This is a genomic window from Aeromicrobium flavum (assembly GCF_007992115.1).
GTDB lineage: Bacteria > Actinomycetota > Actinomycetes > Propionibacteriales > Nocardioidaceae > Aeromicrobium > Aeromicrobium flavum.
On record NZ_BJZQ01000001.1, the window covers coordinates 165,712 to 183,151 of the forward strand.

A 17,440-nucleotide genomic window follows, 5' to 3' on the forward strand; every position below is an offset into this window, starting at 1 on the left:
GTCAGCGCGCTGCCTGACGGGCGGCGAGTCGTTCCGCGATCCCACTGGATCGGGCGACTCGCCGCCCGACTGCTGTGCGGATGTCGTCGGGCGTGCCGATGACCGTCACGGCGTCGACGGCGCGCGTGATCGCGGTGTAGAGCAGCTCGCGCGTCATCGCGCGCGAGTCGGCCCCGGGCAGCAGCACCGTGACCTCGGCGAACTCGCTGCCCTGGCTGCGATGGATCGTCATCGCGTAGCCGGTCTGCACGTCCGGCAGCCGGGAGGTGGCGAACTCGCGGACCGGCTCGCCGTCGATCGCCACGACCAGCTGGCCCTCGCGCTCGATCACCACGCCGGCGTCACCGTTGAACACCCCGAGCGGGGCGTCGTTGCGGGTGACGAGCACCGGGCGCCCCGGGTACCACTCCCCGTAGCCGACCTCGGCCCGCAACCGTGCGGTGACGCGGTCGTTCCAGGTCGTGGCGCCGAAGGGTCCGTCGCGATGGGCGCACAGGAGCCGGTGACCGCTCAGCCTGGCCAGGGCCGCGGGGGCGTCGTCCCGCCGGCCGGCGGCCACGAGGTCGCGGGCCAGCGGCACCAGGGTGGACTCCAGCAGGTCGGCTCCCGCCGCCGGGTCGACGAGGCGGATCGCCGGGTCGCCCGCTGTGAGCAGGTCGACGGCGGTGTCGGCGTCGCCGTCGCGCACGGCGGCCGCCAGCCGCCCGATGCCCGCACCGAACCGGTGGCTGCGGGTGAGGCGCACGATGTGCTCGTCCGACCAGCCGGCGACGACGTCGTGCAGCACGGCCCCTGCCTCGACGGACGCCAGCTGGTCGGCGTCGCCCACGAGGATCAGCCGGGTGTCGGGGCGCAGGGCCTCCAGCAGGCGGGCGACGTGCTCGAGGGACGCCATGGACGTCTCGTCGACCACGACGACGTCGTGCGGCAGGCGGCGGAGCCGGTCGTGCCGGAACCGGGTGTGGTTGTCGGGGCGCCAGCCCAGCAGCCGGTGCATGGTCGACGACGGGAGCTGATCGAGCCACGCACGCTCGTCATCGGTGAGCGTCAGCCGCGCGGCGGTGGCCGCCACGGCTTCGCGCATGCGGGCGGCGGCCTTGCCCGTGGGGGCCGTCAGCGCGACCCGCAGCGATCGGCCGTTCATCGCCAGGGACTGCGCCTGCAGGATCGCCAGCAGGCCGGCGACGGTGGTCGTCTTGCCGGTGCCGGGCCCGCCGGTGAGCACGATCGTGCCGACCCGTGCCGCCCGCTCGGCCGCGGCCCGCTGGTCCGCGTGCTCGGCGCCGGGGAAGAGTCGCTCGAGGTCCTCAGCGAGTCGCTCCTCGTCCAGGGCCGGCGGCGACAGGGCCGCCCGCGCGGAGAGATCGTCGCACAGGGCGACCTCGAGCCGGCGGTAGCGGTCGAGGTAGAGCAGGCCGTGCTCGACCACGAGCACGCGCCCGAGGGCACTGTCCTCGACCGCACGGAGCCACGCGGCGGCGTCGGGCCAGGACAGCCCGGGCACCTCGGGGTCGTGGCGCGGGTCGAAGCAGGTCGACCCGTGCCGCACGCCCCGCACGGCGAACGCCAGGGCGAGCAGGGGCAGGGGCGCCGACTCGCCGGCGATCCGGCCGAGGCGGGCCGTGATCGCCGCGTCGCCGGGGGTCAGGATCTCCGCGGTGACGAAGTCCTCGATCGTGGCGTGGGCGGTCATCGGCTCACCGTTCCGTCGAGCAGCTCGGACAGGGCGACCACGAGGGACGCCGGCGGCTGCCAGGAGAAGACGCCGTAGGGCACGCCGTCGTGTCGCGGCGCGTCTGCGCCGGTCATGCCGCGCAGGTAGAGGTACAGCACGCCGCCGAGGTGGTGCTGCGGCGCGTAGTCGCGTACCCGCCACCGCAGGAACCGGTGCAGGACGACCGCGTAGAGCAGCGCCTGCAAGGGGTAGGTGCCCGAGTTCATCGCGCCGGCCAGCGCGTCGGGGCGGTAGCCCGCGACCGTGAGCGGCGCGTCCGTGGCGCCCAGCCAGTTGGTCTTGTGGTCGACCACGAGGAACCGGCCGTCGGGAAGCCGCAGGACGAGGTCGATCGAGCCGATCAGGTAGCCGCGCAGTGCCTGCTCGGCGAGCCCGGGCGAGCGCAGCCGGGCGGCGAACGGCCGGATCGGGTCGCCGGGTGCCAGGTGGGCCTCGAGCAGGTCGGCGAGGTCGCCCAGCCGTGCCAGGGAGGGGACGGGGTCGTCGCCGCCGCCCATCGGGATCTCGAAGTCGAGCTCCTTGAGCTGGCGGTCGCGCAGGAGCGTGGCGAGGTCGAGGTCGTCGGCGAGAGGACCGAGGGGAGTGGTGAGGATCGCCTCGAAGGCGGCGACGGCGGCGGGCACGTCGAGCTCGACCGGCCACAGCGCGAGCTGCTCGACCACGCGCGCCTCGATCTCGCCGGCGAGGTCGTCGGCCGTCACGTCGACCTCCTCCAGGACCGCGTGGACGAGGCTGCCGAAGGTGGCACCCTTCGGCAGGTCGGCCATCGGGGAGGGCCGCGCGTCGGCCGCGGCGGTGACCGGGGCGAGGAGCGCCTCGTCCTCGTCGGTGGTGCCCTCGTCGTCGGGCTCGCTGCCGACGTGGGGCGTGTCCTGGTCGTCGCGGATGAGGCCGGAGTACGAGGTTCGCCGCCACGCGGTGTCGAGCTCGCGATCGAACGCGCGCACCGCGAGGTCGTGGGGCTCCTGCGCCGGGGCCGGCGCGGTCACCGCGCGCGGCACGACGCGCTCGAGGGCGGGTCCGCCCCGGTCCTGCCAGCCGCGCAGCACCGACACGGCGGTGGCGTCGTCGGGGACGGGGGCCACCTCGGGCACGTCGGGTCGGGCGGGGTCGGCCCGGAACAGCAGTCGGTGCAGCCCGGAGTTGCCCGCGTCCCGCGTGGGCGCCCACCACGCGACGAGCTGGGACTTCGCGCGAGTCATGGCGACGTAGGCCAGCCGCAGCACCTCACCGGCGTCCTCGGCCTGGGCAGCGCGCGAGTGCCCCGAGAAGTCGGGGTGCCCCGACCCGCCGACGTCGAGGAACCGGGCGCCCGTGGCGTCGTGGAAGCGCGGCCGCTCCTCGCGGTCGGGCCGCCAGCGGTTGAAGAGGAAGGGCAGGTAGACGATCGGGAACTCCAGCCCCTTGCTGGCGTGGATCGTGAGGACCTGGACCGCCTTGGCGTCGCTGTCGAGGCGGCGGGTGAGCTCGGCCGAGTCGCCGCTCTCGCTGCGCTGGCGGCGCAGCCACTGCACCAGCCCGGACAGGCCGAGCCGCTCGCGCAGCGCGACCTCGTGCAGCAGGTGGGCGACGTGCCGCAGGTCGGTCATCCGGCGGTAGCCGTCGGGCCGGGCGAGGATGCGGGCGGCGAAGGCCTCGTCGGTGAGCGACTCGACGACGGCGGCCACGCCGCGAGCGCCCAGGAGGTCGGCGAGGTCGCGCGCGCGGGTGGCGAGGCGGTCGGTGAGGTGATCGCCCTCGAGCACGAGCGTGGTGGCGTCGTGCCCGAGCAGGTCGGTGAGGCCGGCCGCCCGGACGAGGCCCGACCGCTGGGGCGACTCCATGGCCTCCAGCAGGGTCAGCCAGTCGGCGGCGGCCTCGCTGGTGAGCACGTTGCTGCCGCCGCCGAGGACGGCGGGGATGCCGTGGCGCACGAAGCTGCGGCGGACGAGGTCGGCCTCGCTCCCGGTGGCCACCAGGACGGCGATGTCGCCGGCGGCGATCGGGCGGACGCCCCCGGGACCGCCGTCGTACGAGGCGGGGGAGGCGAGCACCTCGGCCACGTCGAGGGCGAGGTCGTCGACGATGCGCTGGCGGGCCCCGGCGACCGGCAGGTCGCGGTGCGGCTCGTCGGCTCCCTCACGGTCGAGGACGCGCAGTCGGAAGGCGTCGGGACGCGGCAGGCCCTGCAGTCGGCTGCCGTCGTGGCGCGCCCGGACGGGACGGACCGCGATGTCGGGGTGCCCGAGCTGCGCGCCCGCGAAGGTCGCGCCGAGCGCGTCGACCAGGGGTGCGTCGCTGCGCCAGTTGACCGGCAGGGTGCGACGATCGGTGGCGGTCGCCGCGGCACGCAGGTAGGTGTGGACGTCGCCGCCGCGGAAGGCGTAGATCGCCTGCTTCGGATCGCCGATCAGCACCAGCGTCGCGACGCCGCCGAACGCCCGGTCGAGGACGTTCCACTGGACGGGGTCGGTGTCCTGGAACTCGTCGACGAGGACGACCCGCCAGCGGGCGCGCATCAACGTGCGGGCCGGCGAGTCGGGGTCCTCGAGGACGGACTCGAGCCGCCGGAGCAGGTCGTCGTAGTCGAGCAGGCCCAGCTCACGCTTGCGCTGGTCGAGCCGGCGTCGGACGACCTCGGCGAAGCGGACCCGCACCCCGGCCGGCGAGTCGGGCTCGGCGTCGGTGGGCACGAGGGCCGCGTGGGGGTCGGCGACGACGGCGTGGGCCAGGGCGCGGGCCTGGCCGTGGGAGAGGGCCGGGTCGTCCTCGCGGGCGTACTTGGCCACGTAGAGGTCGTCGACGATCTGGTCGACCAGCTCGGTGAGGTCGTCGGTGAGGTCGGCCGAGCCGTCGGAGTCGCCGGCCGTGCCGAGGCTGCGCAGCACCGTCTGGCAGAACTGGTGGGTGGTGGCGATGGTGGCGCCGTCGAAGTCGGCCAGCGCAGTGCGGAGCCGGGCCCGCCGGGCCGCGAGCTCGGTCTCAGGCGCGTCCGCGAGCAGCCGGAGCAGCGGGTCGTCGCCCGATCGGTGCGTCGCCGGGTCGGCCAGTGCCGCCTCGGCCGCGACCAGCTGGTCGCGCACGCGCTCGCGCATCTCGCGGCTGGCGGCGCGACCGAAGGTGATGACCAGCAGCTCGGGGAGGGTGACGACGCCCTCGGCCACGTAGCGGGTGACGAGGGCGCCGATCGTCCAGGTCTTGCCGGTGCCCGCGCTGGCCTCGAGCAAGGTGGTGCCGACGGGCAGGGGATCGGTGATGTCGAACGGGCGCAGGTCGGAGGCGGTCACAGGGCGGCCTCCCGCTGGTGATCGAGCGCGCCGTCCCACAGTCGCGGGGCGAACGTGGTGAAGCCGTCCTCGAGGAGGGTCTCGAACGGCGCCTGGGCGCCCCAGACCCGGACGATCTCGTCGGCGTCGCGTGCTGCGGGCGGACCGAACGCCCGGGGGATGCGCTGCCATTCGCGGGCGGTGATCCGGGCGGCCGCCTCGGGGCCGCGCGTCCGCAGGTTGGTGGTGTAGAGCAGGGCGATCTCGACCGGCAGCGGCAGCGGACGGCACAGGCCGGCGTCGCGCAGGTCGACCAGGTCGGCGAGCAGGCCGAGGGCCGTGTCGGGGTCGGCGGGGGCGGTGGTGACGACCTGGGCGGTGCCCCGGCCGACCTTGCCGGCCGTGTGGGCGGCCCATCGGACGTCGGGTCGCTGCACGGCCAGGGCGAGCAGCCGGGCCCAGTCGCGCAGCCGGTGCCGGCCGTGGACGGTGGAGTACGAGACGGTCACGACGCGGTCGCCGTGGATCCCGTCGACGGTGCCGGTGAGGCGGCGGCCGTCGGGCAGGGCGACGTCGATGTCGACGGACGTCGCCTCACCCGGGCGGAGGGCCGCCGTGCCGGCGACGAGGGCGGCCACGCGGGTGCCCACGTCGGCGCTCAGCGCGGCGCCGAGACGGCCCGGGGGCAGCATGCCGGCGCGCCGCACGGCCGCCCACGCGTCGTCGGGCCCGACGCCGCGGACGGCGTCGTCGAGGAGCCGCTGGCCGATCTGCCACCGTTCGAGGCCGTCGAGCGTGATCGGGAGGTCCTCGTCGAGCAGGTCCTCGTCGCCGGTGAGGGCGACGTCGAGCCGCTGCCGCCAGAACGCGCGGATCGGGTTCTGGACGAACGCCAGCACGTCGGCCAGGGCCAGGTCGCCGACGGGCGGTGCGGGCAGGGTGGCGGGCAGGAAGGGTGCCGGCTCGGTGCGCGGACCGAGGCTGGCCCGGGCCCCGGCGAGGGCCGCGGGGTCGAAGCTGAACGGGCGCCCGTCCGCGACGATCGCGTCCGGCAGGAGGTTGCGCGGGTCGAACGGCTGCAGCGGATGGTGGGTGACGACGTCGACCGCCTCGCCCGCCGTGCGCCGGACCTGGTCGAGCAGCTCGCCCAGAGGGACGGCCGGGGGGCGCGGCTGGCCGCGGTGCTCGTCGGCGCCGGTGTAGGTGACGACGAGTGTCTCGGTGGCCGACATCACCGCGTCGAGCAACAGCTGACGGTCCTCGGCGCGGGCATCCCGCTCGCCGGTGAGGGGCCGTCGGGCCAGCACGTCGTCGCCGTCGACGTGCGTGGCGCGCGGGAAGATGCCGTCGTCCAGACCGACCAGGCACACCACGCGGTGGGGCACCGAGCGCATGGGCACCATCGTGCAGACGGTGAGGCTGCCCGTGCGGAAGTTGGCCCGGGACGGCCGGCCGGCCCAGCGGTCGCGCACCATCGACAGCACCTCGCCCGGGCGCAGGACGGTGGCGTCGTCGGCGAGCCGTTCGAGCTCACGGTCGGCTTGCTGGCGCTGCCACGCGTCGGTCAGGGGGACGTCGGCCATCGCGGTGAGCATCGTGTCGATCCGGTGTGACCACGCGGTGAGCGTGCCGTCGCGGCCGAAGGAGTCGACCGCCTGCTCGAGGGCGTCGACGAAGGTGACGAGGCGACCCACCAGGTCGACGTCGCCGCTGGGCACGTCGTCCAGCGGCAGGACGTCGGCCACCGGCCGGGCCGGGTCCTCGGTGGCCGCGACGCCGCTGACGAGGCGGTCGAGCCCGGCGCGCCACGTGTTCTGCTCGATCGGGAGGCCGAACCGGCGCCGGTGCTCGGCGTCGAAGCCCCACCGGACCCCGCTGGACTCGACCCATGAGGTGATCCGCTCGACCGCGTCGTCGTCGAGGTCGAAGCGGTGGCGGACCGGACCGGTGGCCAGCAGGTCGAGCACCTCGGCGTTCGTGGCGCGGCCGCGCCGGGCCAGCTCGAGCACGGCGACGACGAGCCCCAACAGGGGGTTGGTGCGGGACGCGGCACGGTCGGCCAGCATGACGCGCAGCCGGTGCCCCGGGTGGTGGTGGGCGTGACCGACGACCTCGGCCTGCCCGAACGCGGCGTGGAACAGCGGCGCGTAGGACTCGATGTCGGGCACCATCACGAGGATGTCGCGCGGCTCGAGGGTGGGGTCGTCCTGCAGGAGCCCCACGATCACGTCGCGCAGGACGTCGACCTGGCGCGCGCGGCCGTGGCACGCGTGGACCTGGATCGTGCGGTCGCCAGCGCCCGGCGCGGGGCCTCCGAGCCCGGCGCGGTCGGCGGTGACGTCGGCCTGGACCCGGCCCAGCAGGGTGTCGGGGCGCGGGGCGGCGATCGGCGGGTGCACCCGGGCGTCGGCAACCACCGCGGTGATCGAGCGCTGCAGCTCGCGCACGTCACGGCCGAGCGCGGCGAGCAGCGGGTTGCCGAGCAGCTCGGCCGAGTCGTCGTCCTGCCTCGCCACGATCGTATCGGCGGCGGTGAGCTGGTCCCAGGCCGCGGGGGAGGAGTGGGGCAGCCACAGGTGCACGTCGCGGTGCTCCGCGAGGGCCGCCAGCACCTGCAGCTCGCCGAGCGGCAGCCGGTTGTGGCCGAACAGGCTCACCCGGTGCGGCAGGTCGACGGTGTCGGCCGAGCCCCGGAGCGCGGCCACGGTGGCGTCGATCCGCTCGTCGGGCGAGGGCGCGTCGATGAGGCGGTGGACGCGCCGCCAGACCTCGGGCTGCCACCGGACGTCGGGCGCGAGGGCCGACCCGGTGCCGTCCTCGTCGCGGCCGTCGGTCCAGGCGCGGGTCATCGCGGGACGCTGGCGCGCGTAGGCGTGGAACCGGGCGGCGACGTGCCGCGCGACACCGAGGCGCCGGTCGCGGCGCAGCTCGCGCTCGAGCCCCTCGTGCTGGTGGCCGACGTGACGCGAGACCGTGGCGAGCCACGGCTCGCCGAGACCGGCGTCGAGGACCTCGAGGACGCGCCACGTGAGGGCATCGGGCCGCCACGGGTCCTGGTCGTCCTCGGCCAGCAGCTCGGCGATGATCGACTGCGGCCGGGCGAAGCGGATGCCCGCAGTGACCCCGTCGGCGCCGCCCGTCGACGCGCCGAGCCGGTGGCTGAGCCGCTGCGACAGCCAGCGCTCGGTGCCGAGCGCCGCGACCACCACGAGCTCGGTGCCGAACGGGTCGTCGGTGGGCTCGGCCAGCAGCTCGGCCAGGCCGTCGGCGAGCAGGTCGGTGCGCTCGGCCCGGTGCAGGTGGAAGGTCATGTCGGCCTCAGTCTGCCGTGTGCCTCGGACATCGGTGTGCCGTCGTCCCGGAACGTCCCGGTGAAACCATTCCCGAGACCTGCGTCATGGAACGGTGGGAGGTTCGTCTCATGAGCATGAGCCGACGGACCGTGCGCAGCGTGGACCCGCTGTCGCGCCCCCAGCTGACGGTGGTCCGGGGGGACGCCGCAAATGTTGCCGAGCCCGCCCCGGAGCGGTCGGATGCCACCGACGTCCTGGGCCAGACCCTCATCGACGCGTTCGGTGACCGGGTCCTGTTCCTGTTCCACCGGCGGATCCCCGGCCAGACCGGCGACCTGCCCATCATCGCGGTGACGTCGACGGGGGTGCACCTCATCGAGCCGCGGTCGTACCCGGGCAAGAAGGTCCGCGCGTGCCGCGACGGCAGCACCTTCGTCATCGACGGGGTGCGCCACACCGGCATCGCGGACCAGATGCGCGAGCACGCCGAGGCGCTGCAGGCCACGGTCTCGACCGGGCCGCTGCCGGACGTCAGCGTGCACACCAGCTACTGCTTCGTCGACGGCGAGCTGCCGTTGCGCCCGCTTGAGATCGCGGGCGTGCGGGTCCTCTCGGTCCGGTCGACCCTGCGCCGGCTGCGCGCCGGCGGACCCCTCGACGAGCGACAGGTGGAGGCACTGCACCGCGACCTGTCGCGGCGGCTCGTGCGCACCTGACGCACCACGGACACGACGATGGGGCGGCTCTCTCGGGGCCGCCCCATCGTCGTGTCCACGTCAGCGTCAGTGGCTGATCGCCCGTCCCTCGGCGCCGGCGCCGGTGAGCGAGCGGACCTCCATCTCCGCGGCCTTGTACTCGAGGTGCTCCTTGCTGGTGAGCGTGCCGATGATGCCCAGCAGGAAGGAGGCCGGGATCGACACCAGGCCCGGGTTGGACAGCGGGAACCACGACCAGTCCTGGCCCGGGAACATCGCTGTCTCGGCGCCCGACACGGCGGGACTGAAGAAGATCAGTCCGACCGTGATGATCAGGCCGCCGTAGATGCTCCAGAGGCAGCCGCGGGTGTTGAACCGCTTCCAGAACAACGAGTACAGGATCGTCGGCAGGTTGGCCGAGGCCGCGACCGCGAACGCCAGCGCCACGAGGAACGCGATGTTCTGGCCGTTGGCCGCGATGCCGCCGGCGATCGCCACGATCCCGATCACGATGGCGGCGATCCGGGCCACCTTGACCTCCTGGCCGTCCGGCGCGTTCCCGCGGTGGATCACGTTCGCGTAGATGTCGTGCGCGAACGAGGCCGAGGCCGTGATCGTGAGTCCGGCGACGACCGCGAGGATCGTCGCGAACGCCACGGCCGAGACGATGCCCAGCAGCAGCGTGCCGCCCAGCTCGTAGGCCAGCAGCGGCGCCGCCGAGTTGGCCGCACCGGGTGCCGCCGCGATCTTCTCCGGTCCCACCAGCGCCGCGGCGCCATAGCCCAGCGTCAGCGTGAACAGGTAGAAGAGGCCGATCAGCCAGATCGCCCAGACGACGGACTTCCGGGCCTCCTTGGCCGTGGGCACCGTGTAGAAGCGCATCAGGATGTGCGGCAGGCCTGCGGTGCCGAGCACCAGGGCGATCGACAACGAGATGAAGTCCAGCTTGGTGACGCCGTCGAGGCCGTACTTCTTGCCCGGTTCCAGCGCGGCACCGGCAGCAGCACCGTCGCCCAGCAGCTCCGAGAAGTTGAATCCGTACTGCCACAGCACCCACACGGTCATGAGCAACGCGGCACCGATCAGCAGGATCGCCTTGATGATCTGGACGTAGGTCGTGCCCTTCATGCCGCCGACGAGGACGTAGACGATCATGAGCGCGCCGACTGCGGCGATGACGATCGCCTGGCCGAACTCGTCGTTGATGTTCAGCAGCAGGGCGACCAGGCCGCCCGCGCCGGCCATCTGGGCCAGCAGGTAGAAGAACGACACGACGAGCGTCGACGTGGCGGCGGCCGTGCGCACGGGGCGCTCCTGCATGCGGAAGCTCAGCACGTCGGCCATGGTGAAGCGGCCGGTGTTGCGCAGCAGTTCCGCCACCAGCAGCAGGGCGATGACCCACGCCACCAGGAAGCCGATGCTGTAGAGGAAGCCGTCGTAGCCCGTCAGGGCGATGGCCCCGGCGATGCCCAGGAACGACGCCGCCGACAGGTAGTCGCCCGAGATGGCGATGCCGTTCTGGCGCCCGGTGAAGGACGAGCCGGCGGTGTACATCTGGTCGGTGCTCTTGTTCGTGCGGCTGGCCCGGATCACGAAGACCAGGGTCAGGACGACGAACCCGGTGAAGATCGCGATGTTCAGGGTCGTGTTACCGACCTGCTCGGTCTCGGCGGCCTTGAGGATCGCCGGCAGGGTGTGCGTGGTCATGCGAGGCCCTCGGCTTCCATCTCGTCGCGGATCTTGGACGAGCGCGGGTCGAGCTCACGGTCGGCGTACCGGACGTAGGCCATCGTTACCGCGAAGGTGGCGACGAACTGCAGCAGACCGAAGATGAGGCCGACGTTGACGTTCCCGATGACCTTCTGGCTCATGAAGTCGACGGCGTACGTCGACATGAAGACGTAGACGAAGTAGAAGGTCAGGCCGGCGATGGTGGCCGGGATGACCCAGCTGCGGTACTTGTGGCGCAGCTCCTGGAACTCGGGCGAGGCGAGGACCCGCAGGTACGCGGCCTCGCGATCGGTGGGGGGCACGGAGGCCTGTTCGTATTCGGCCGGCTTGCTCACAGCAACACCTCCACGGTGATGGGTGGGACGACGTGGCCGCGATCACAGTGATCGAGGTCACATCGAACGCTAGAGGGGCGCCGACGCGCGGTCATCGGGCGACGCGGCGCGTGCGACGAACGTCCGTTTCGTGCGACGAACGGTCGACGGGCGGACCGGCGGCGCCGCCCGGCGGCACTCAGTCGGTGGCGGTGGAGCGCTCGAGCGCGGCTTCCAGGGCTGGAACGACGCCGGTTCCGACCCGGGCGACGTGGTGTCCCGCGTGCAGCAGGTAGCGGGCGCAGGCGCGGAGCGAGGCCGGCATCGGGGGCAGGTCGCGGTCGGCCTCGCCCAGGGCTCCCGCCACGTCGGCGCCCATCCGGCCGGGCGCGAGCGAGGTGTCGCGCGCGTCGACGATCCCGATCCCGGCGCCGGCCTGGGCGGCGCTGCGCAGCAGGTGGACGACGTGCGGCAGGTCCTCGGCGGACGCCTCGAACGGCAGCAGCGGCAGCAGTCGTGCCGTCAGCAGGTCGGCGATCTCGTGCGCCTCGGGGGTGAAGGCGGCGTCGAGGCCGAGCCGGTGCGTGGTGGCGGCCCCGAACCCGCTGCGCGCCGCCGGGTCGGCCGGCGGCCACGTCGAGCCCTCGAGCGTCGGCGCGGTGAGCGCGATGCTACGGTCGCGCGGCGATCGGGGTGTGAACCATTTCACATCTGCATCGTACGGGGGACACCACGTGCGACGCATGGAAGAAATGTGACCAGAGTTGCGTCATGGGACGGATGAGCCCCCGTCTCACGGGAGCAAGCACCACACCGGACTCGGACGGCAGACGGAGGGAGGACAGCACGATGAAGGTCGAGCAGATCTGGTGGCGGGAGATCTCCGCCGAGGACTTCCACGTCATGGAGAAGTCCGGGCGCGGCCTGCGCGGTCGCAGCGTGCTGGAGATCCCCCAGGTCCCCGGGCTGCTGGAGTTCCTCGGCCAGGACCGTCGCCTGGCCGCCGACCAGTGGCAGGACGTGCGCATCGTCCCGCACGTCATCGGCGAGTCCGAGGCTGCCGCACCCCTGGTCTTCCGGGCGCAGCGTCGCCAGGGTGGCTACGAGCTCACCGCGCAGAACCGCCACGACGAGCGCCACGAGCGCCACCCCGCCTGGCTGCCCGGCCGCGGCGGCTGGCCGAGCCACCTGCGCGTCCCGCACTCCGTCGACGACGCGAAGTCGATCCTCGCCGACATCGGCGGGATGCACGTCTACGTCGCGAGGGCCGAGTCGGGCCAGTACTTCGCCGGCACCACCACCGGCACCGCCACCCCCGTCGGCTGGCCCTCGTCGTGCCGTCCGCTGTTCAGCGGCGTCGGGTCGGGCGTCATCACGCCGGGCAGCGGCTCCGTCAAGGCGCTGACGCCGCTGGCGCGCAAGATCCTCGACGCCTTCCGCGACCGCAAGAGCGTGCTCGTCTACGGACCGCCCGCCACCGGCAAGACGCACGCCGTGGCCCAGGTCCGCCAGATCCTCGACGAGGCGTGGACCTCGGGGGAGTCCATCGACATCGACCCGAGCCGGCCCGAGCAGCCGTTCGTGTCCGGCTTCGAGTCCTCGCCGATCGCGACCCCGGTCATCACCGACTGGGTGACCTTCCACCAGGACTACGGGTACGAGGACTTCATCGTCGGCCTGCGCCCCACGGGCGAGGGCATCCGGCTGGCGCCGTTCGCCGGCCGACTCCTGGACCTCGCCATCCGCCTCGACCGCCAGGGCAACGGCGCGTCGCTGCTGGTGATCGACGAGATCAACCGCGGCAACGTGCCGAAGATCCTGGGCGACTTCATGACCTACATGGACGACTCCTACCGCCGTGCGGCCGACGGCAGCAGCCGCCAGGCCATCCCGGTCAACCTGCCGAAGGTGCAGCGCAGCCCCACGGGCGATCCGGTCACCGAGCCGATCTGGCTGATCTCGGGCGACTCGTACATGCTGCCGCAGCCGTGGTTCTTCCCCCACGACATGCACATCCTGGCCACCATGAACTCGGTCGACCGGGCCGTCGCCCCGCTCGACTCGGCCATCGGCCGGCGCTTCGAGCGGATCGACGCCTACGCCGACCTGGACTTCCTGGCCGAGCACCTCGGCGTGAGCCTGGAGGTCGCCACCGCGCCGGACATCGACGCGGAGTCGTGGACCCCGCAGGCGGCCGCGGTGGCCCTGCTGGCCTACCTCAACGACGAGATCACCGAGCGCCTCGGCCAGGACTACGAGCTGGGGCACCTCTACTTCTGGAAGATCGCCACGTGGGAGGACCTGAAGCGCGTGTGGGACCACGACATCTGGCCGCAGATCCGCGACCGCTTCGGCGCACGTCCTGACCAGCTGGCCGACCTGTTGCGCGTCAACGCGCGCAACGCCCCGCAGAACTACCCGTTCCGCACGCGCACCCTCACCGGTCGCGCGCTCGCGGTCGACCCCCTCATGCGCCGGTCCGACGAGGACACGGCGATCACCCTCGACTTCCTGGTGCGTGGCTGATGATCGAACACACCCTTCTCGAAGGCGGACCTGCCCAGCCGTTCCCGGGCACCGAGGCCGACCTGGCCGAGCTGCGCCTGCGCTCGGCCGAGCTGGCCACGCGTCTGGGCCTGGCCGACCAGCCGTTCGTCATCGACGAGGCGGCCGGCACCATCGCCGTCCGGGGCGTCACCGGCTACGTCGCGCTCGGCGACTCGACGATCGAGATCATGCCGCACTTCCTGCGCCACGACCCGGGCTGGCGCGTCTCGCTGCTGACGATGCTGACGACCGTCCAGCACCTGGAGTGGGTGCCGATGGTCGACCGCGGCACGCGTCACGCCGGCCTGCCCGACCTGCTCGGCATGATCGTGGCGGGTGCGATGGCGCGAGCGGCCTCCGAGGGCGTGCCGCGCACGTACGTCGAGCGCCGTGCCGTCACCGCCGGGATCCGTGGCCAGATCGACCCGGCCCAGATGTGGCGCCGGGTCGTCGACCCGCACAGCGTCGACTGCCGCTTCTCCGAGTTCGTCGCCGACGGCCCGATCACCTCGGCCCTGAAGTGGGCGTGCGCCGAGCTCTCCGGCGCGGTGCAGCAGCCGTGGCTCGAGTCCGAGCTCCGCGCCTACGCCGATCTCTTCCCCGAGGCCTCCCGCGACCTGCCGCCCCCGGCGGTCATGGACGCGCTGCAGCTGACACCGCAGTTCGGCTTCCTCAGCGAGGCGCTCGACATCGCCCGCGTGCTCTCGGTCGGACCCCAGAACGGCGCCAGCGGGCGCACCGACGGTCCGACGCGTGCCTTCCTGTGGAACACGAAGCAGCTGTTCGGTGACTTCGTCCAGGTGATCGCCGAGCGGGCCGCCCGCCAGGCCGGCTTCAGCGCCTACCGCGGTGGTCGCGGCCGCCGGCTCACCGACGTCGACGCCACCGCCGACGTGGTGGACACGGTCATCGAGTCCCCGTCCGAGCTCGTCGCGGCCTCCGTGTGCGCCCGTGACTACACCGAGGACCTCGCCGACGAGTTGGCTGCCCCGCTGATCGCGGCCGGCCGCACGCTGGGCGCCTCCGACGTCGCCCTCGTCTTCCCGGCGAGCATGGGCCTGCGCCCGGGAACACAGCTGCGGGTCCGCGAGGCCGGCGGGCCGTCGATGCTGCACCTGCTGACGGTCGACCCCTCGGGCCTGGGCGAGTCGGGTGGCATGGAGCGCGTCGTGCGCGAGTTCGAGCTCGACCTGTCGATGGTGCTGACCATCGCCCAGCGCCGCCCGGTCGGCTCGCGCCGCCTCGGCGGCACCGTCGCCTGACCCCGCCGGGGGTCAGTGGCGCAGCTGGACCAGGATCTCCAGCTCGGAGTCGGTCAGCTCGGTCAGCGCGCCCTCGCCGGCGTTGACAACGGCGTCGGCCAGCGCGCGCTTCGCGCTGATCAGCTCGGCGATCGACTCCTCGATCGTGCCCTCGGCCACCAGGCGGTGGACCTGGACGTGCCGCGTCTGGCCGATGCGGTGCGCCCGGTCGGTGGCCTGGTCCTCGACGGCCGGGTTCCACCAGCGGTCGTAGTGCACGACGTGGTCGGCCCGCGTCAGGTTCAGGCCCGTGCCGGCGGCCTTCAGCGACAGCACGAACACGTCGGTCTCGCCGTCCTGGAACGCGCGCACCATCTTCTCGCGCCGGGCCACGGGCGTTCCGCCGTGCAGGAAGTCGTGCCGCACCTTGCGCTCGGCCAGGCGGCGGGCCAGCAGGCGACCCATCTGCGCGTACTGCGTGAACACCAGCGCCGCGCCGCCCTCGTCGACGATCTCCTCGACGAGCTCGTCGAACGTCTCGAGCTTGCCCGAGCGTCCGGCCAGCCGGGCCTCGGGCTCGTGCAGGAATTGGGCGGGGTGGTTGCAGATCTGCTTGAGCTGCGTCAGCAGCTTGACGACGAGGCCGCGCCGGCGGATGCCGCTGGCGTCGGCGATCTCGGACATCGTGCGCTGGACGACCGCCTCGTAGAGCCCGACCTGCTCGCGGGTGAGCGGCACCCGGTGGTCGGTCTCGATCTTCGGCGGCAGCTCGGGGGCGATGCCGGGGTCGGACTTGCGCCGGCGCAGCACGAACGGGCGGATCAGCTGCGACAGCTGGGCGGCACGATCGGTGTCGTGGTCGCGCTCGATCTGGCGCGACCACTCGCGCCGGAACTGCTCCCGGGTGCCCAGCAGGCCGGGGGTCGTCCAGTCCAGCAGCGCCCACAGCTCGCCGAGGTGGTTCTCGACCGGGGTGCCGGTCAGCGCCATGCGCGCGTCGGAGTCGATGCGGCGCAGGGCCTGCGCGGCGCCGCTCGCGGGGTTCTTCACGTGCTGTGCCTCATCGGCCACCACGAGGTTCCAGCGGTGCTGACGCAGCTCCTCGACGCTCGAGCGCATCGTGGCGTAGGTGGTGACGACGAAGCCCGACTTCGCGTCCGCGAGGCTGCGCCGCGGGCCGTGGTAGCGGGACACGGGCACGCCCGGGGCGAACCGGCCGATCTCGCGCTCCCAGGTGGCCAGCACGGACGCCGGGCACACGACCAGGGTCGGCTCGGGGGAGTCGAGGTGCAGGTGCAGCGCGATGAGCATGAGCGTCTTGCCCAGGCCCATGTCGTCGGCGAGGATGCCGCCCAGCCCCAGGTCGACGAGCTGGCTCATCCAGCGCAGTCCGCGCAGCTGGTACTCGCGCAGCTGGCCGTCGAGCGACGCGGGCTGCGCGGCGGGCGTGATGTCGGCGTCCTGCTCGGCGAGCCGGCGGCGGACGTTCTCGAGCCAGCCGACGGTGTCGACCTCGGTCTCGTAGCCGTCGATCTCGAGGCTGCCGGTGACCGCGGCGCGCAACGCCTCGCCCGGATCGAGGGTGCGGCCGTGCCCCGCCAGCACCCGGGCGACCTGCTGCTGGTCGACCATCACCCAGCGGTCGCGCAGGTGGAGCATGCCCGACTGGGACGCCGCCAGCTGCTCGACCTCGACGCGGCTGAGGTGCTCGCCGCCGACCGACACGCTCCAGTCGAAGCGGAAGAGCTGGTCGGACGTGAAGGCGCGGGGGCGGTCGTGCTCGCGCTCGAGCGGGGAGTCGTCGCGATCGACGCGGCTGACGACGCCGGTGGCGCGCACGTCGTGGCGCAGGCCCTCCGGCCACTCGATCTCGACGCGGTTGGCCAGCGCCGAGACCAGCGGGCGGCCCTGGCCGAGCTGGCCGAGCTCCTCCGGGGTCACCCGGACGCGGCCCTCGCGCGCCATCTGCTCGGCCGGCGGCCAGCTGACGGCGAGCCGCTCCAACATGGCGACGAGCGCGGGCCGGGCGGCGGGGCCGAGGTGGTGGTCGTCGCGGGACAGCACGGTGGGCGCCGGGACGGAGGCGCGATTCATCGCCTGGGGGCGCACGTGCAGCTCGAGGTCGGCCATCGCGTCCGCGCCCGTGCTGAGGGTGACGTCGAGCCGGTAGGAGAAGCTCGTGGGCCGCTCGATGGTGGGGCGCGGCTGCTCCGTCTCGCGCCGGCGCTGGGGCGTCGTGGCCACGGCGGGGGCGTCGGCGACCAAGGCCGCCAGGAACGCGCGGACGGCCGCCTGGCCCTCGGCGGCCGTGGGCCCGATCGAGCGTCCGGCGTCGAGCATCTGCTGCATCTCGGACGGGCCGGGGGTGGCGAGGGTGCCGGTGGCCATGAGCCGCAGTGCGACGATCGCCGGGGTCGCCCAGGCGCGGACGCTGGCATCGGCCGAGAGGGCCCGGATCCCGCCGCTGAGCGGGCCCACGGCCTCGTTGGCGGCGGCCTCCACCGGGCCGCGCGGGGTGTCGAAGACGAAGCGCGATCGAGCCGGGTCGTCCGGGTCGGCGACGAACCGGACCGGGTGTCGCAAGGCGATCTGCAACTCCGTCGGCGTCGGCATCCCTCCATTGTCGCGCACGCCCGCAA

The 17,440-nt window shown here is 73.5% G+C and carries 10 protein-coding genes; 3 read left to right on the forward strand and 7 right to left on the reverse strand.

Annotated elements, in window-relative coordinates; all coding sequences use genetic code 11:
- Position 1: 1 nt before the first annotated feature.
- From recD to recC, 3 genes are read right to left on the reverse strand one after another with little or no spacing between them, the layout of a single operon-like run.
- A complete protein-coding gene (gene recD / locus AFL01nite_RS00850; protein WP_146825201.1) occupies positions 2-1,693 on the reverse strand; it encodes an exodeoxyribonuclease V subunit alpha in 1,692 nt (563 codons plus the stop codon).
- Positions 1,690-5,001 carry a UvrD-helicase domain-containing protein gene (locus AFL01nite_RS00855; protein ID WP_246119534.1) on the reverse strand — a complete coding sequence of 1,104 codons (3,312 nt, stop codon included), beginning with the start codon at positions 4,999-5,001 and terminating at the stop codon, positions 1,690-1,692. Before AFL01nite_RS00855 ends, recD begins: the two co-directional genes overlap by 4 nt.
- Positions 4,998-8,291 carry an exodeoxyribonuclease V subunit gamma gene (recC, locus tag AFL01nite_RS15525; protein ID WP_146825202.1) on the reverse strand — a complete coding sequence of 1,098 codons (3,294 nt, stop codon included), beginning with the start codon at positions 8,289-8,291 and terminating at the stop codon, positions 4,998-5,000. Before recC ends, AFL01nite_RS00855 begins: the two co-directional genes overlap by 4 nt.
- 116 nt (positions 8,292-8,407) lie before the next feature.
- On the opposite strand from recC, the gene AFL01nite_RS00865 reads away from it, so the two are divergent.
- A complete protein-coding gene (locus AFL01nite_RS00865) occupies positions 8,408-8,989 on the forward strand; it encodes a hypothetical protein (protein ID WP_146825203.1) in 582 nt (193 codons plus the stop codon).
- 66 nt (positions 8,990-9,055) lie between these two features.
- Here AFL01nite_RS00865 and AFL01nite_RS00870 read toward each other — a convergent pair whose 3' ends face one another.
- The 3 genes from AFL01nite_RS00870 to AFL01nite_RS00880 all read right to left on the reverse strand — a co-directional run bounded on the left by AFL01nite_RS00870 (position 9,056) and on the right by AFL01nite_RS00880 (position 11,722).
- Positions 9,056-10,675, reverse strand: coding sequence for a monocarboxylic acid transporter (locus tag AFL01nite_RS00870; protein ID WP_146825204.1), 1,620 nt, complete (start codon positions 10,673-10,675; stop codon positions 9,056-9,058).
- A complete protein-coding gene (locus AFL01nite_RS00875; protein ID WP_222593341.1) occupies positions 10,672-11,001 on the reverse strand; it encodes a DUF485 domain-containing protein in 330 nt (109 codons plus the stop codon). Before AFL01nite_RS00875 ends, AFL01nite_RS00870 begins: the two co-directional genes overlap by 4 nt.
- Positions 11,002-11,212: 211 nt before the next feature.
- Positions 11,213-11,722, reverse strand: coding sequence for a hypothetical protein (locus AFL01nite_RS00880; protein ID WP_146825206.1), 510 nt, complete (start codon positions 11,720-11,722; stop codon positions 11,213-11,215).
- Positions 11,723-11,862: 140 nt separating this feature from the next.
- On the opposite strand from AFL01nite_RS00880, the gene AFL01nite_RS00885 reads away from it, so the two are divergent.
- A complete protein-coding gene (locus tag AFL01nite_RS00885; RefSeq protein WP_146825207.1) occupies positions 11,863-13,539 on the forward strand; it encodes an AAA family ATPase in 1,677 nt (558 codons plus the stop codon).
- Positions 13,539-14,822 (forward strand): 5-methylcytosine restriction system specificity protein McrC, encoded by a 1,284-nt coding sequence (locus AFL01nite_RS00890; protein ID WP_146825208.1) that lies wholly within the window; start codon positions 13,539-13,541, stop codon positions 14,820-14,822. Before AFL01nite_RS00885 ends, AFL01nite_RS00890 begins: the two co-directional genes overlap by 1 nt.
- A gap of 12 nt (positions 14,823-14,834) precedes the next feature.
- On the opposite strand, the gene AFL01nite_RS00895 is transcribed toward AFL01nite_RS00890, so the two are convergent.
- Positions 14,835-17,414, reverse strand: a complete 2,580-nt coding sequence (locus AFL01nite_RS00895; RefSeq protein ID WP_146825209.1) for a DEAD/DEAH box helicase — start codon at positions 17,412-17,414, stop codon at positions 14,835-14,837.
- Positions 17,415-17,440 lie beyond the last annotated feature (26 nt).

Bases quoted from the DNA above. Each gene is read 5' to 3' on its own strand.
- AFL01nite_RS00890 (WP_146825208.1), top strand. From the start codon at position 13,539: ATGATCGAACACACCCTTCTCGAAGGCGGACCTGCCCAGCCGTTCCCG.
- AFL01nite_RS00885 (WP_146825207.1), top strand. From the start codon at position 11,863: ATGAAGGTCGAGCAGATCTGGTGGCGGGAGATCTCCGCCGAGGACTTC.
- AFL01nite_RS00895 (WP_146825209.1), bottom strand. From the start codon at position 17,414: ATGCCGACGCCGACGGAGTTGCAGATCGCCTTGCGACACCCGGTCCGG.
- recD (WP_146825201.1), bottom strand. From the start codon at position 1,693: ATGACCGCCCACGCCACGATCGAGGACTTCGTCACCGCGGAGATCCTG.
- recC (WP_146825202.1), bottom strand. From the start codon at position 8,291: ATGACCTTCCACCTGCACCGGGCCGAGCGCACCGACCTGCTCGCCGAC.
- AFL01nite_RS00865 (WP_146825203.1), top strand. From the start codon at position 8,408: ATGAGCCGACGGACCGTGCGCAGCGTGGACCCGCTGTCGCGCCCCCAG.
- AFL01nite_RS00870 (WP_146825204.1), bottom strand. From the start codon at position 10,675: ATGACCACGCACACCCTGCCGGCGATCCTCAAGGCCGCCGAGACCGAG.